The following is a 15407-nucleotide window of genomic DNA, read 5'->3' as shown; positions in this document are numbered from 1 at the left end:
CTGTCCCCCCTGAAGTTCACCGCCGGAGGCCTCCCCCGTGACCAAGCCGCCCTTCACGCACCTCCACGTCCACACCCAGTACTCGCTGCTGGACGGTGCCGCGCGGCTGAAGGACATGTTCAACGCGTGCAACGAGATGGGCATGACCCACATCGCGATGTCCGACCACGGCAATCTCCACGGGGCGTACGACTTCTTCCACTCGGCGAAGAAGGCCGGGGTGACGCCGATCATCGGCATCGAGGCGTACGTCGCCCCCGAGTCCCGCCGCAACAAGCGGAAGATCCAGTGGGGCCAGCCGCACCAGAAGCGGGACGACGTCTCCGGTTCCGGTGGTTACACCCACAAGACGATCTGGGCGGCGAACAACACCGGACTGCACAACCTCTTCCGGCTCTCCTCCGACGCGTACGCCGAGGGCTGGCTGCAGAAGTGGCCCCGGATGGACAAGGAGACCATCTCCCAGTGGTCCGAGGGGCTGATCGCCTCCACCGGCTGCCCCTCCGGCGAGCTGCAGACCCGGCTCCGGCTCGGCCAGTTCGACGAGGCCCTGAAGTCCGCCTCCGAGTACCAGGACATCTTCGGCAAGGACCGGTACTTCCTGGAGCTGATGGACCACGGCATCGAGATCGAGCGCCGGGTCCGCGACGGACTCCTGGAGATCGGCAAGAAGCTCGGCATCCCGCCGCTGGTCACCAACGACTCGCACTACACGTACGCGCACGAGGCCGCCGCCCACGACGCGCTGCTGTGCATCCAGACCGGCAAGAACCTCTCCGACCCGGACCGCTTCCGCTTCGACGGCACCGGCTACTACCTGAAGTCCACCGACGAGATGTACGCCGTCGACTCCTCGGACGCCTGGCAGGAGGGCTGCCGCAACACCCTCCTGGTCGCCGAGCAGGTCAGCACCGACGGCATGTTCGTCGAGAAGAACCTGATGCCGAAGTTCGACATCCCCGAGGGCTACACCGAGGTCACCTGGTTCCGCGAGGAGACCATGCGCGGGATGCACCGCCGCTTCCCCGACGGCATCCCCGAGGACCGCATGAAGCAGGTCGAGTACGAGATGGACACCATCATCTCGATGGGCTTCCCCGGCTACTTCCTCGTCGTCGCCGACTTCATCATGTGGGCGAAGAAGCAGGGCATCGCCGTGGGCCCCGGCCGAGGCTCCGCGGCCGGCTCGATCGTCGCGTACGCCATGGGCATCACCGACCTCGACCCGATCCCGCACGGACTGATCTTCGAGCGCTTCCTCAACCCCGAGCGCATCTCGATGCCCGACGTCGACATCGACTTCGACGAGCGTAGGCGCGTCGAGGTGATCCGGTACGTGACGGAGAAGTACGGCTCCGACAAGGTCGCCATGATCGGCACCTACGGCAAGATCAAGGCGAAGAACGCCATCAAGGACTCGGCCCGCGTCCTCGGCTACCCGTACGCCATGGGCGACCGGCTCACCAAGGCCATGCCCGCCGACGTCCTCGGCAAGGGCATCGACCTCAACGGCATCACCGACCCCTCCCACCCGCGCTACAGCGAGGCCGGCGAGATCCGCGCGATGTACGAGAACGAGCCGGACGTCAAGAAGGTCATCGACACCGCCCGCGGCGTCGAGGGCCTGGTCCGCCAGATGGGCGTGCACGCGGCCGGCGTGATCATGTCCAGCGAGCCGATCGTCGACCACGCGCCGATCTGGGTGCGGCACACCGACGGCGTCACCATCACGCAGTGGGACTACCCGCAGTGCGAGTCGCTGGGCCTGCTCAAGATGGACTTCCTGGGCCTGCGCAACCTGACCATCATGGACGACGCCGTCAAGATGGTGAAGGCCAACAAGGGCATCGACCTCGACCTGCTGGCCCTGCCGCTCGACGACCCGAAGACCTTCGAACTGCTCCAGCGCGGTGACACCCTCGGCGTCTTCCAGTTCGACGGCGGGCCCATGCGCTCGCTGCTGCGGCTGATGAAGCCCGACAACTTCGAAGACATCTCCGCCGTGTCCGCCCTGTACCGGCCGGGCCCGATGGGCATGAACTCGCACACGAACTACGCGCTGCGCAAGAACGGGCAGCAGGAGATCACCCCGATCCACCCCGAGCTGGAGAAGCCGCTCGAAGAGGTGCTCGCGGTCACCTACGGCCTCATCGTGTACCAGGAGCAGGTGCAGAAGGCCGCCCAGATCATCGCCGGCTACTCGCTCGGCGAGGCCGACATCCTCCGCCGCGTGATGGGCAAGAAGAAGCCCGAGGAGCTGGCGAAGAACTTCGTGATCTTCGAGGCCGGCGCCAAGAAGAAGGGCTTCAGCGACGAGGCCATCAAGGCCCTCTGGGACGTCCTGGTCCCCTTCGCCGGCTACGCCTTCAACAAGGCCCACTCGGCCGCGTACGGCCTGGTCTCCTACTGGACCGCCTACCTCAAGGCCAACTACCCGGCCGAGTACATGGCCGGTCTGCTGACCTCGGTCAAGGACGACAAGGACAAGTCCGCGGTCTATCTGAACGAGTGCCGCCGCATGGGCATCAAGGTGCTCCCGCCCAACGTCAACGAGTCCGAGTCGAACTTCGCCGCCCAGGGCGACGACGTGATCCTCTTCGGCCTCTCCGCCGTCCGCAACGTCGGCACCAACGTCGTCGAGTCGATCATCAAGACGCGCAAGGCCAAGGGGAAGTACTCCACCTTCCCCGACTTCCTCGACAAGGTCGAGGCCGTCGTCTGCAACAAGCGGACCATCGAGTCGCTGATCAAGGCCGGCGCCTTCGACGAGATGGGCCACACCCGCAAGGGCCTGGTCGCCCACCACGAACCGATGATCGACAACGTGGTGGCGGTCAAGCGCAAGGAGGCCGAGGGACAGTTCGACCTCTTCGGCGGCATGGGCGACGAGTCCACGGACGAGCCGGGCTTCGGCCTCGACGTCGAGTTCTCCGACGTCGAGTGGGAGAAGTCCTACCTGCTCGCCCAGGAGCGCGAGATGCTCGGTCTGTACGTCTCCGACCACCCGCTCTTCGGCATCGAGCACGTCCTGTCCGACAAGACGGACGCGGCGATCTCCCAGCTCACCGGCGGCGAGCACGCCGACGGCGCGGTCGTCACCATCGGCGGCATCATCTCCGGCCTCCAGCGCAAGATGACCAAGCAGGGCAACGCCTGGGCCATCGCCACCGTCGAGGACCTGGCCGGTTCCATCGAGTGCATGTTCTTCCCGGCCACCTACCAGCTGGTGTCCACCCAGCTCGTCGAGGACACGGTCGTCTTCGTCAAGGGCCGGCTCGACAAGCGCGAGGACGTGCCCCGGCTGGTCGCCATGGAACTGATGGTCCCCGACCTGTCGAACGCCGGGACCAACGCACCGGTCGTCCTCACCATCCCCACCGTGAAGGTGACCCCGCCGATGGTCACCCGGCTGGGCGAGATCCTGGGCCACCACAAGGGCAACACCGAGGTGCGGATCAAGCTCCAGGGCCCCCGCACCACCACCGTGCTCCGGCTCGACCGGCACCGGGTGCAGCCCGACCCGGCGCTCTTCGGCGACCTGAAGGTCCTGCTCGGCCCGTCCTGCCTGGCCGGCTGACCGGTCCGCCGGCCCCCGCCGGAAACGCACGCGCAAGGGGCGCGCCCGTCGTCACGGGCGCGCCCCTTTGCCGTACGCGGACGCGTCAGTTGTGGCCGAAGCGCTTCTGACGGCCCTTGCGCGCCATGTCACCCGGCGTGACCTGGCCGGCGCGCTGTTCGGCCTGCGACTCCATCGCCGACTGCTGCGCCTGCTGGGCGCCGCGCTCGGCGGGGGACTGCTGCTTCTGACTGCGGTTCTGGTTGCGGTTCTTGGCCATGGGGATGCCTCCTCAAAGGGACCTAGGGGCCAGGGCCGCTGTCAGACTCACATACGGTGTGAACCGGCGCATGTTGGATCATTACGGAGCGTGAGCCCGCCGAGAACGTGACATCCGCCACGCCGATGATCCAGTTCCGGCCGTCGAGCCCCCGGCCTTCGGGCAGACTCGAAGGAAATCCGAAGCAACTTCCGATCCCGAGGTTCCCGAAAGAGGGTGGAACACGTGGACCGCTGCGTCGTCCTGGTGGACGCCGGCTACCTGCTGGGTGCCGCCGCCAGTCTCCTCGCCGGGGAACCGGCCCGCTCCCGGATCACCGTCGATCACGCCGGGCTCATCCAGCAGCTGAGCCAGCGCGCCGAGGCCGAGACCGCGCTGCCCCTCCTGCGGATCTACTGGTTCGACGGCGCGCCCGACCGGGTGCCCCAGCCCGAGCACCGCAGGCTGCGGGTGATGCCCCGGGTCACCGTACGGCTGGGCGCCCTGACGAGGAGCGACGGACGCTGGGCCCAGAAGGGCGTCGACGCGGCCATGCACACCGAGCTCACCGAACTCGCCAGGAACCGGGCCTGCTCCGACATCGTGCTCGTCACCGGCGACGGCGACCTGCTGCCCGGGCTGATGTCGGCCAAGGAACACGGCGTCGCCGTCCACCTCTGGGCCGTCCAGGCCGCCGACGGGGACTACAACCAGTCCGAGGACCTGGTCGCCGAGGCCGACGAGCGGCGGGTCCTCGACCGGGCCTGGATCACCCGGGCCGTCCGCGCCAAGGACCTCACCGGGATCTGCTCGCCGCCGCCCGCGCCGCGCCCGGAGATCGCCGCCATCCTCTCCGCGCCGCTGCCGGAAGCCGCCCTCGCGGCCTCCGCGGAACGGGCCGCCGAGGCCGCGGCCGCCGGGAACACCGCGGAGGCCTCCCGCGGCGACGGTCACCTCCACCACACCAACGGGCACGTGCAGGGCAACGGTCACCTCCGCGAGGACGAGCACGACCGCGACCGCGGCGCCGGTACGGGCGTGCCCGCGCCGGCGGCCGGCAAGGGCGTCCCCACCCCGAAGGACCTGGCCGGCCTGCGCGCCCCCGGCACCACCCCGGGCGCCCCGGGCGCCGCCGTGCCGCAGGGCACGAGCGCGCTCCGCTGGTCCTCCGACCGGGGCTGGGTCGAGCGCCCGGCCCCCGCCCTGGGCGAACCGGCCGAGACGGCGTCCCTGCCCACCCTCGCCGCCCTCACCAGCGCCGAGCAGCGCTGGGCGGACCGCGAGGAGGACATCACCACCGTCGGCGGTGACCCCTTCGAGGTCGGACAGGTGTTCGCGCGGCGGTGGATGGAACGGCTCCCCGAGCAGAGCCACGTCCAGAAACTCTCCACCCTCTACCCCCGCATCCCGCACCGCATCGACGGCGAACTCCTCCGCTACGCCGCCCGATTCGGGCTGCTCGCCCACAAGGACGACCAGATCGACGAGCACGACCGCTATGCGATCCGGGCCGGCTTCTGGCGCGAGATCGACGTCCGGGCCGCCGCCGAACACGCCCCCGCGCCCGGGGCGGGCCCGGCGACCCCGTAGGCTCTTCCCCCGTGAGTACGGTGTGCGTGGTGCGGGATCTGGTCAAGACGTACCCCGCCACGCGCGGCAGGCGCGGTGCGCCGGCGACTCCCGAGGTGCGGGCCACCGACGGGATCAGCCTCGACGTGCGCGGCGGCGAGATCTTCGGCCTGCTCGGTCCCAACGGGGCCGGCAAGTCCACGCTCGTGCGCCAGCTCACCGGACTGATGCGCCCCGACTCCGGCAGCGTCCGGCTGCTCGGCCACGACCTCGTGCGCCACCCCGAGCGGGCCTCCCGGCTCCTCGCCCACCTCGGCCAGGAATCCACCGCCCTCGACGAGCTGACCGTCTCCCTCGCCGCCGAGACCACCGGCCGGCTCCGCGGCCTCGGCGCCCACGACGCGCGCGCCGAGCGCGACGCCGTCCTGGACGAGCTCGGCCTCGGCCCGCTCGCCTCCCGGCCGCTCAGGAAGCTCTCCGGCGGACAGCGGCGGCTCGCCTGCTTCGCCGCCGCGCTCGTCGGCGAACGCCCCGTCCTCGTCCTCGACGAGCCCACCACCGGCATGGACCCGGTCGCCCGCCGCGCCGTCTGGGCCGCCGTCGACCGGCGCCGCGCCGAACGCGGCACCACCGTGCTGCTCGTCACCCACAACGTCATCGAGGCCGAGACCGTGCTCGACCGGGTCGCCGTCCTCGAACACGGCCGGGTCATCGCCTGCGACACGCCCGCCGGACTCAAGGAACGCGTCGCGGGCGAGATCCGCGTCGAACTGGTCTGGCGCGAGTCGGCGCCGCTCCAGCTGCCCGAGGTCGCCGCGCTGCGCGAACTCGCCCAGGAGACCGGACGGCGCTGGGTCCTCCGGCTCGCCCCCGACGCGGCCCGCGCGGCCGTCGCCACCGTCACCGGCGGGGCCGCGTTCGCCGCGCTCGACGACTTCACCCTCGCGACGCCCAGCCTGGAGGACGTGTACCTGGCGCTGGGCGGCGCGACCGAAGGACTGGTGAAGGCATGACCCCGCACGTACCCCACGTATCGCAGGTACCGCAGGTACCGCCCGTGTCCCCGGGACCGCAGGTGACCGTCAGGAGCCGTACGCAGTGAGCACCGTGCCCGCCGAGGTCCTGCCGACCGGCGCGCCGTCCGTCCCGGACCGGTTCGGCGACGACGAAGCCGCCGCCCCCCTCGCCCCGCGCGCCCGGCTGCTCCCGGCCCTGGCCGCCGTCTACCGGGCGCAGCTCTCCCGCGCCCGGGTCGCCCGCATCCCCCTGCTCTTCGTGGCGACCTTCCAGTCCATCGGGATCATGATCCTGATGCGCGGGGTCGTCGACGGAGGCTCCGAGGCACGGGCCGTCGTGGCCGGCTCGACCGTCCTCGTCGTCGCCTTCGTCGCGCTCAACCTGCTCGCCCAGTACTTCGGCCAGCTGCGGGCCACCGGCGGCCTCGACCACTACGCCACCCTGCCCGTGCCGCCCGCCGCCGTCGTGCTCGGCGCGGCCGGGGCGTACGCCTCCTTCACCGTGCCCGGGACCGCCGTCACCGCCGTCGCCGGCTCCGTGCTCTTCGGACTGCCGCTCGGCCACCTCTGGATCCTGGCCGCCGTCGTCCCGCTCGCCGGGGCCGCCCTCGCCGGACTCGGCGCGGCCCTCGGCCTCCTCGCGCCCCGTCAGGAACTGGCCACCCTCCTCGGCCAGCTCGGCATGTCCGCCGCGCTCCTCCTCGGCGTCCTCCCGGCGGAGCGGCTGCCGCAGCCCATCGGCTGGGCGCGGGACCTGCTGCCGTCGACGTACGGCGTGGAGGCCCTGGCCCGCACCTTCGACCCGAGCCCCGACTGGGCCGCCGTCGGCCTCGACCTCGCCGTGTGCGGGGCCGTCGGCGTGGTCTCGCTTGCGGTCGCCACCTGGGCGTACCGGCGGGCCGCCGTCCGCTGAGGCGGGCCACGGACACACCTGGCACGATGGCGGGGTGACCGCACCCCTTACTCCGCCTCACCAGCCGCCGCCGCACGACCAGCACAAGACCCCGCCGCCCCCGCCGATGCCCGACCCGGCCGGGGACCCGATCACGGCGACCGAGGTCCTTCAGGGCGTCCTGGTGACCGTCGTCTCGGCGATCGCGGGAGCGGTCCTCGGGGTGCTGTGGCTGAACCTCGCCCCGCGCGTCCTGCTCATCTCGGACGGCAAGGGGGTCTTCCTCCGCAACTCCGAGGGGGAGGCGGCGATCGGCTCCGACGGAACGTTCGTCCTGCTCGCCCTGGCCTTCGGCGCGGTCGCCGCGCTCGTCGTCTTCCTGCTGCGCCGCAAGGGCGGCGTCCCGCTGGTGCTCGGCCTCGCCGTCGGCGGCGTGCTGGGCTCGCTGCTCGCCTGGGGCCTCGGCACGTACTTCGGCCCGACCTCGGACGTGGTCGCCCACGCCAAGGCGGTCGGCCCCGGGGTCGCCTTCGAGGCACCGCTCGAACTCAACCTGGGGGCCGCCGCGATGCTGGCCTGGCCGCTCGCCGCGATGATCGTGCACCTGGCGCTCACCGCCGTCTTCGGCCCGCGCGACCCGGAGCCGGAGCTGTGGGACCAGCCGAAGCCGTACACCCAGGGCCCGGGCCGGAGCTGACCGGACCGGAAGACACCCCTACCGTCAGGCGCGGCCGATCGGGGCCACCACCGCCGAGGTGAGGGCGGCCAGGTCGGCGGGGGAGAGCTCCACCTCGAGGCCGCGCCGGCCGGCCGAGACGCAGATCGTGGCGTGCTCCGACGCCGAGGCGTCCAGCACCGTGCGGAGCCGCTTGCGCTGGCCGAGCGGCGAGATGCCGCCCCGGACATAGCCCGTGGTGCGCTCGGCCGCCGCCGGGTCCGCCATCGCCGCGCGCTTGCCGCCCACCGCCGAGGCCAGCGCCTTCAGGTCCAGCTGACCCGCGACCGGGACGACCGCGACCGTCAGCTCGCCGTCGACGTCCGCCACCAGGGTCTTGAAGACCCGGCCCGGCGAGACGCCCAGCGCCTCCGCGGCCTCCTCGCCGTACGAGGGGGAGGCCGGGTCGTGCTCGTACGCGTGCACGGTGAAGGCGGTGCCGGCCTCCGTCAGGGCGACCGTGGCCGGCGTGCCGCCGCTGTTCTTCCTCTGCTTCTTCGCCACGCGCTCTTCCTCAGTTGGGGTACGTCGGGCCCTGCGTCAGGTCCACCGCAGGCAGCGACGGCAGGTGCCGCAGCACCGCCGTCTCCGCGCGCAGCAGCGTCAGCTCCTCGCGCAGCCGGGTCGCGGTGTCCGGGGCCTGGAGGAGCCGCTGCTTCGACGGGGTGTCGAGCACGGCGGCGGCCGCGACCAGGTACGACACCACCGACGGGTCGTCCGGCAGCTCGCTCGTGGTCAGGGACCGCTCACGCGCCCCCGCCAGCCGCTTCTGGTAGCTGCGGAAGGCCCGCAGCACCCCCTCGGAGAGGGTGCCGGCCTCCTCGCCCTGCTCCTCCGGGATCTCCTCGACCTCGGCGACGAGGAACGGGCCGCTCGCGTCGACCGAGAGCAGCTTCACCCGGGTCGTGCCGGTGGCCATCACCTCGAAGCTGCCGTTCGACCGCTCCCGGATCGTCGCCGCGTCGGCGATGCAGCCGACCCGGTGGAAGGCCTGGATGGGGTCGGAGCCGAAGCCCGCGGCGGGGCCCTTCTCCGGCAGCGCCGTCTGGTCCGGCATCCCGGGGGCCGTCGGCGCGACCTCGCGGCCGTCGCGGATGGCGACGACGGCGAAGCGCCGCGGCTCGGAGTCGTCGACGGTGAGCAGCTCGCGCATCATGGCGCGATAACGCTCCTCGAAGACGTTCAGCGGCAGCACGAGGCCCGGGAACAGCACCGCGTTGAGCGGAAAGAGAGGCAGGCGAGCGGTGGTCACAGCGGTCAGCCTAATGGCCGCCGGGCCCGCCCCGTCCGGCCCGTCCGTGTCCGGGCTCCCAGAGCGGCGTACGGCGGGCCAGCTCGCCCCGCACCCGGTCGCGCGCGGCGAGGAACCGGCGCAGCGGGTCCGCCCTGTTCGAGCGGGGCTGAGAGCCCGGGGGAGCGTCCTCCCGTACGGCTCCGCGTCCGGCGCCCGGCGCCCCGCCCCACGGGAACGAGGTGGCGTGCGCCCCGATCCGGCCGAACTCCTCCCGCGCCTCCCCCCACCGCTCCCGCTCCACCAGCACGTACGCCAGCACGTTGCGGACCTCGGCCGGCCAGGGGTCGCCCACCGGGAAGGCGGCCGACAGTTCGAGGGCGCGGTCCGCCGCCAGGTCGACCCGGGCCGGCGGCACGGCCGGGTCCCGGTCCGGCGGCACCCGGAGCCGGTCGTGGGCCGCGCGGACCGGAAGGGCCCGCACGAGCGAGCCGGGGGCGGCGTCGTCGGCCGCCTGCTCGGCGAAGTCGAAGGCGGCCCGGTGCGAGCCGTACCACTGCGCGGAGAGGTACTTGAGCGCCGCGACATGGCTGCCGTAGTGGTGCGGGGAGCGGCGCACGGCCTGCTCCCAGAGCGACTCGAAGACGGCGTGCCCGGCGTGCGAGCCGCGGGCGTGGTCCAGGGCGAGGCGCCACGGCACCGGGTCGTGCGGCGCGTCCTCGGCCACCGCGTGGATCAGCGGGCCGAGCTCGCGCAGCCGCTCGGCCCGCGCGGGCGACTCCCAGGCCCGGCGGACGGCGAGCTGGGTCGCCACGAGCAGCGCGTCGGGGTCGCGGGGGGCGACGGCGAGCCAGTGGGTGAGCCACTCGCCCCTGCTGTACGCGAAGGTGGCGAGCCGGGTGACGTATCGGTCGCGGTCCTCCCACTCGCAGGCGTCCCGGGTGGTGGCGAGGAGTTTCGCGGCCGGCTCCGGATCGGCGAGGGCGGCGGCGACCAGCGCGGGGGCGAGCCGCTCGTCCGGGGCGTCGAGCAGCACGTTGTCGTCCGGCACGAACCCGGCGGCGAGCCGCGGGGCGTGCCGGGCCGCGCGGACGGCGCCGATCAGAGCACGGAACAAGGACATGGTGTGACGTATTGTCTCCCGGCCTCCGCCGCCGCGGCAGCCGGTCTCACGGCCCGCACACCAAACCTTCGCCGCCGCCCGCCACGCTCACCGAAACTCCGCCTCATGACCAAACGCGCGGCACGGAGCGCGTCCCCCGCCTCGCCCGTCCCTCTGCTCACCCCCTGCTCAGCAGTCGGGTGGCGCCCGCCGCGACCGTCGTGGCCAGGATCCAGCCCAGCATGATCAGCACGGCCGCCGCCCACTGCCAGATCCCCTCCAGGCGCCAGTAGCCGTCCTGGCCGAGGTTGATCACCGGGATGAGCAGGTCCAGCGCGTACAGCGTGCCGTTCCACTCGGGGGCCTCGTCCGCCTTCAGCGGCACCGGCGGGTAGTGCGAGAAGGCCACCGTGCCCGCCGCCCACAGGACCGCCATCCACAGCGCCGCCCGGCCGGGCCGGTAGCCGTAGGCCACCGTCCAGTCCTGGAGGTACCCCCACAGCTTCCCCGCCAGCGGCAGCGTCTCCCGTCTGCGCCGCTGCTTGGCCAGCAGCACCTGACGGGCGTCGGCGTCCTCCCCGCTGTTGCGCAGGACGGTCGCCAGGCGCTCGTACGGCTCGGGGGCGTACTCCGGGGTCGCCGCCGCCACCCACTCCAGCCGCCGGGCCAGCGGGAAGTGTCCGTACGGCACGAGGTTCTCGTAGGCGAAGCCGCCCATCGCCAGCCCGCCGGGCCCCGGCCAACTGGTCGACAGGTCGATCAGGGTGACGACCTTGGCGCCGTTGAGCACGACGCGGCCCTCCGCGGGACGCTCGCCGTTGAACCGGAGCTCCGGTGTGACGATCCGGCGCAGCGAGACCTCCTCCCGGCGCGCCCCGCTCAGCAGGAAGCGGGCGTGGTGCAGGTCCACCGCGTCGCCGAACCGGCCGTCGTCGAGGCGCACCCCGCCGTGGCACTCGACCGGTTTGCGGCGGGCGCCCTGCACGGGCGTCACCCCGTACGGCGGGGTGGCCGTGGCGCTGCCGGCCTGTCCGGCGCTGCCCGACTCCTCGTACACCCAGGCGGCGTTCAGATAGAGGGAGCGCTCCACCGTCAGCTGCGGGGCGTTGAGCGCGCGGCGGCCCTGCGCGCCGCGCAGCACGCTGCCCCGCAGGCTCAGCGACACGCCGATCTTCGCCCCGCGCAGGCTCAGCTCCCCGTGCGTCTCGATCAGCTCTGCCTGGAGGTCCTGGGCGACCACCATCCCGTCCGCGGTGATCGCCCGGCCCCGCCGGTCGGGCCACACCCGGATCTGGTTGACGAGCAGGTCCGTGCCGATCTGGGCGTCGGTCAGCCGGATGCCCCGGTCCACCCGGCAGCGCGGCAGATGCAGGTCCCCCTCGGTGTGCAGCCGGGCCGCCTCCAGGCGCGGCAGCGCGCACTCGATCATCCGCAGCGTCCCGAACCGGGCCTCGGGCAGCACCACCTCGCCGTCGAACCGGCAGCCCTGCAGCTCCACGTACGGCCCTATCGTGCCGCCCGCCAGGTCCAGCACGCCGGTGATCCGGACCCCGCGCAGCTTCAGCGCGGCGACCCGCCCGGACCTGGCCGGCGGACCGGCGAGCAGCAGCAGCGCCACGACGTCCGCGCGGACACTCCGCGCCTCCCCCCACTCCCGCCCCCCGAAGGGGTCGTCCCGCTCCGCGATCCCCTCCGTCAGATCACACGTCCTGCCGATGCGGAACGCCCGCCACACGGCCCGCTCCGGGCCCGTGAGACCGTCCGGCATCCCGTCCTCGTGCGGCTCGGTCACTGCCGCCCCCCTCGCTTTCCACGATCCGTTCCCACGATCCCGCGATTCCGTTTCCGGATCTTCGTGGATTCGTACAGCCGTTCTTCCCGCTGAGTGACGGGCTGAACGCTAACGGTCAGGAGTGGCGACAAGACGCCAGTGTGGCGTGTATCAGCCAGTGATACGCGCGTCCGGCGCCGTGGGCCGTCTGCGAGAATTGACCCGTGATCTCTCGAATCGATCTGCGCGGCGAGCCCCTCCCCGAGGGTGCCGCCCTGCGTGACCTGCTGCCCCGTGCCGAGTTCGACGTGGAAGCCGCCCTGGAGAAGGTGCGGCCGATCTGCGAGGACGTCAGGCATCATGGCGCGGCCGCGGTGATCGACTACGGGGAGAAATTCGACGGCGTCCGCGTCCCGAGCCTGCGCGTCCCCGCCGAGGCGATCACCCGCGCCCTCGAAGAGCTCGACCCGGCCGTCCGCGCCGCCCTCGAGGAGTCCATCCGCCGCGCCCGCCTCGTCCACCGCGAGCAGCGCCGCACCACCCACACCACCCAGGTCGTCCCCGGCGGCACCGTCACCGAGAAGTGGATCCCGGTCGAGCGCGTCGGCCTCTACGTGCCGGGCGGCCGCGCCGTCTACCCGTCCTCCGTCGTGATGAACGTCGTCCCGGCCCAGGAGGCCGGCGTCGAGGGCCTGGCCGTCGCCTCGCCACCGCAGAAGGAGTTCGGCGGACTGCCGCACCCGACGATCCTCGCCGCCTGCGCCCTGCTCGGCGTCGACGAGGTGTACGCCGCCGGCGGCGCCCAGGCCATCGCCATGTTCGCGTACGGAACCCTCGGCGGCGCGGGCACCGAAGCCGACCCCGGCTGCGCCCCCGTCAACCTGGTCACCGGCCCCGGCAACATCTACGTGGCCGCCGCCAAGCGCCTCCTGAAGGGCCGCATCGGCATCGACGCCGAGGCCGGCCCCACCGAGATCGCGATCCTCGCGGACTCCACCGCCGACCCCGTGCACGTCGCCGCCGACCTGATCAGCCAGGCCGAGCACGACCCGATGGCCGCCTCCGTCCTCGTCACCGACTCGGAGGAGCTGGCCACCGCCACCGAGGCCGAACTGAAGACGCAGGTCGCCGCCTCCAAGCACGTCGACGACCGGATCGTGCCGGCCCTCGCCGGCCGCCAGTCCGCGATCGTCCTCGTCCGCGACCTCGCCGACGGCCTCACGGTCGTCGACGCGTACGGCGCGGAGCACCTGGAGATCCAGACCGCCGACGCCGCCGCCGTCGCCGACCGCGTCCGCAACGCCGGCGCGATCTTCGTCGGCCCCTGGGCCCCCGTCTCCCTCGGCGACTACTGCGCCGGCTCCAACCACGTCCTGCCCACCGGCGGCTGCGCCTGCCACTCCTCGGGCCTCTCCGTGCAGTCCTTCCTGCGCGGCGTGCACATCGTGGACTACACGCGGGACGCGCTCGCCGACGTCGCCCACCACGTGGTGACCCTCGCCGAGGCGGAGGACCTCCCCGCCCACGGCGCCGCGATCAAGGCAAGGTTCGGATGGAAGGTGCCGGAGACCACGTGACCGAGACCCCGAATCCCGACCGGTCCGCCTGGGACGAGCTGCCCGTCCGTGACGAGCTGCGCGGCAAGTCCCCCTACGGCGCGCCGCAGCTCGACGTCCCCGTCCAGCTGAACACCAACGAGAACCCCTACCCGCTGCCCGAGCCGCTCGTCGCCCGGATCGCGGAGCGGGTGGCCGAGGCCGCCCGTACCCTCAACCGCTACCCCGACCGGGACGCCGTCGAGCTCCGCACCGAGCTCGCCCGCTACCTCACCCGGACCGGCAAGCACCCGGTCGCCGTCGAGAACGTCTGGGCGGCCAACGGGTCCAACGAGGTCCTCCAGCAGCTGCTGCAGACCTTCGGCGGCCCCGGCCGCACCGCGATCGGCTTCGAGCCCTCGTACTCGATGCACGCCCTGATCGCCCGCGGCACCGGCACCGGCTGGATCTCCGGCCCGCGCAACGACGACTTCACCATCGACGTGGCGGCGGCGGAGCAGGCGATCGCCGGGCACCGGCCCGACGTCGTCTTCATCACCTCGCCCAACAACCCCACCGGCACCGCGGTCGCGGCCGACACCGTCCTCGCCCTGTACGAGGCGGCCCAGGCGGCCAAGCCCTCCCTGGTGGTCGTCGACGAGGCGTACGTGGAGTTCAGCCACCGGGACTCGCTGCTGCCCCTCATCGAGGGCCGCCCGAACCTGGTGATCTCCCGGACCATGTCCAAGGCCTTCGGCGCCGCCGGACTGCGCCTCGGCTACCTCGCCGCCCACCCGGCCGTGGTGGACGCCGTCCAGCTGGTCCGGCTCCCGTACCACCTCTCCGCCGTCACCCAGGCGACCGCGCTCGCCGCCCTCGAGCACACCGACACCCTCCTCGGGTACGTCGAGCAGCTCAAGGCCGAGCGCGACCGGCTCGTCACCGAGCTGCGCGGGATCGGCTGCGAGGTCACCGATTCGGACGCCAACTTCGTGCAGTTCGGGAAGTTCCCCGACAGCCACGTGGCCTGGCGGCGGATCCTCGACCGGGGCGTCCTGGTCCGGGACAACGGCGTACCGGGATGGCTGCGGGTCACCGCCGGCACCCCCGAAGAGAACGACGCGTTCCTCGACGCGGTTCGTGAATTGATGAAGGAGCAGGAACGATGAGCCGCGTAGGCCGCGTTGAGCGCACCACCAAGGAGACCTCCGTCGTCGTCGAGATCGACCTCGACGGAACCGGAAAGGTCGACGTGTCGACCGGGGTCGGGTTCTACGACCACATGCTCGACCAGCTCGGCCGGCACGGTCTGTTCGACCTCACCGTCAAGACCGACGGCGACCTGCACATCGACTCGCACCACACCATCGAGGACACCGCCCTCGCTCTCGGCGCCGCCTTCAAGCAGGCCCTCGGCGACAAGGTCGGCATCTACCGCTTCGGCAACTGCACCGTGCCGCTCGACGAGTCGCTCGCCCAGGTCACCGTCGACCTCTCCGGCCGCCCGTACCTCGTGCACACCGAGCCCGAGAACATGGCGCCGATGATCGGCTCGTACGACACGACGATGACCCGGCACATCTTCGAGTCCTTCGTCGCCCAGGCCCAGATCGCCCTGCACATCCACGTGCCCTACGGGCGCAACGCGCACCACATCGTGGAGTGCCAGTTCAAGGCCTTCGCCCGCGCGCTGCGCTACGCCTCCGAGCGCGACCCGCGCGCCGCCGGAATCCTCCCCTCCACGAAGGGCGCGCTCTAGCA

At 72.4% G+C, this 15407-nt stretch carries 13 protein-coding genes; 8 read left to right on the top strand and 5 right to left on the bottom strand.

All coding sequences use genetic code 11. The features are described 5' to 3' along the window. Window positions 1–37: 37 nt before the first annotated feature. On the top strand, window positions 38–3577 hold the full coding sequence (gene dnaE, locus DEJ43_RS08505) for a DNA polymerase III subunit alpha (RefSeq protein WP_015032923.1): 3540 nt from the start codon (window positions 38–40) through the stop codon (window positions 3575–3577). 85 nt (window positions 3578–3662) lie between these two features. Here dnaE and DEJ43_RS37350 read toward each other — a convergent pair whose 3' ends face one another. Further along, complete coding sequence (locus DEJ43_RS37350) at window positions 3663–3836, bottom strand: hypothetical protein (protein WP_015032922.1); 174 nt, start codon at window positions 3834–3836, stop codon at window positions 3663–3665. 216 nt (window positions 3837–4052) lie between these two features. Between DEJ43_RS37350 and DEJ43_RS08500 the strand changes: the two genes are divergently transcribed. The 4 genes from DEJ43_RS08500 (at window position 4053) to DEJ43_RS08485 (ending at window position 7989) form a co-directional block, all read left to right on the top strand. Continuing rightward, a complete protein-coding gene (locus DEJ43_RS08500) occupies window positions 4053–5405 on the top strand; it encodes an NYN domain-containing protein (protein WP_041662260.1) in 1353 nt (450 codons plus the stop codon). 20 nt (window positions 5406–5425) lie between these two features. Further along, window positions 5426–6397 (top strand): ABC transporter ATP-binding protein, encoded by a 972-nt coding sequence (locus DEJ43_RS08495; protein ID WP_181399449.1) that lies wholly within the window; start codon window positions 5426–5428, stop codon window positions 6395–6397. A gap of 85 nt (window positions 6398–6482) precedes the next feature. Continuing rightward, window positions 6483–7313: an ABC transporter permease gene (locus DEJ43_RS08490; protein ID WP_015032919.1), complete on the top strand. Its 831-nt coding sequence runs from the start codon at window positions 6483–6485 to the stop codon at window positions 7311–7313. A gap of 34 nt (window positions 7314–7347) precedes the next feature. Next, entirely contained in the window at window positions 7348–7989 is a 642-nt protein-coding gene (locus tag DEJ43_RS08485) for a hypothetical protein (protein ID WP_015032918.1), read from the top strand. 24 nt (window positions 7990–8013) lie between these two features. Here DEJ43_RS08485 and ybaK read toward each other — a convergent pair whose 3' ends face one another. The 4 genes from ybaK to DEJ43_RS08465 all read right to left on the bottom strand — a co-directional run bounded on the left by ybaK (window position 8014) and on the right by DEJ43_RS08465 (window position 12132). After that, window positions 8014–8511 (bottom strand): Cys-tRNA(Pro) deacylase, encoded by a 498-nt coding sequence (gene ybaK / locus DEJ43_RS08480; protein ID WP_015032917.1) that lies wholly within the window; start codon window positions 8509–8511, stop codon window positions 8014–8016. 10 nt (window positions 8512–8521) lie between these two features. After that, window positions 8522–9259, bottom strand: coding sequence for an LON peptidase substrate-binding domain-containing protein (locus tag DEJ43_RS08475; protein ID WP_015032916.1), 738 nt, complete (start codon window positions 9257–9259; stop codon window positions 8522–8524). A 10-nt stretch (window positions 9260–9269) separates the two neighbouring features. After that, window positions 9270–10361 carry a hypothetical protein gene (locus DEJ43_RS08470; RefSeq protein ID WP_015032915.1) on the bottom strand — a complete coding sequence of 364 codons (1092 nt, stop codon included), beginning with the start codon at window positions 10359–10361 and terminating at the stop codon, window positions 9270–9272. A 157-nt stretch (window positions 10362–10518) separates the two neighbouring features. Beyond that, window positions 10519–12132, bottom strand: coding sequence for a hypothetical protein (locus tag DEJ43_RS08465; protein WP_015032914.1), 1614 nt, complete (start codon window positions 12130–12132; stop codon window positions 10519–10521). 203 nt (window positions 12133–12335) lie between these two features. On the opposite strand from DEJ43_RS08465, the gene hisD reads away from it, so the two are divergent. Genes hisD through hisB form a run of 3 tightly spaced genes read left to right on the top strand, consistent with a single transcriptional unit; the run spans window position 12336 to window position 15405 of the window. Further along, complete coding sequence (hisD, locus tag DEJ43_RS08460; protein ID WP_015032913.1) at window positions 12336–13688, top strand: histidinol dehydrogenase; 1353 nt, start codon at window positions 12336–12338, stop codon at window positions 13686–13688. Next, window positions 13685–14815: a histidinol-phosphate transaminase gene (locus DEJ43_RS08455; protein WP_015032912.1), complete on the top strand. Its 1131-nt coding sequence runs from the start codon at window positions 13685–13687 to the stop codon at window positions 14813–14815. The genes hisD and DEJ43_RS08455 overlap by 4 nt, the downstream gene beginning before the upstream one ends. After that, the gene (gene hisB, locus DEJ43_RS08450; RefSeq protein ID WP_015032911.1) at window positions 14812–15405 is read left to right on the top strand and encodes an imidazoleglycerol-phosphate dehydratase HisB; all 594 of its coding nucleotides are present in this window, start codon (window positions 14812–14814) and stop codon (window positions 15403–15405) included. The genes DEJ43_RS08455 and hisB overlap by 4 nt, the downstream gene beginning before the upstream one ends. The last annotated feature ends 2 nt before the right edge of the window (window positions 15406–15407 follow it).

This window comes from Streptomyces venezuelae ATCC 10712, from assembly GCF_008639165.1.
GTDB lineage: Bacteria > Actinomycetota > Actinomycetes > Streptomycetales > Streptomycetaceae > Streptomyces > Streptomyces venezuelae.
Note: the sequence above shows the minus strand (reverse complement) of the source record. Positions and strands in the feature narration are given on the sequence as shown.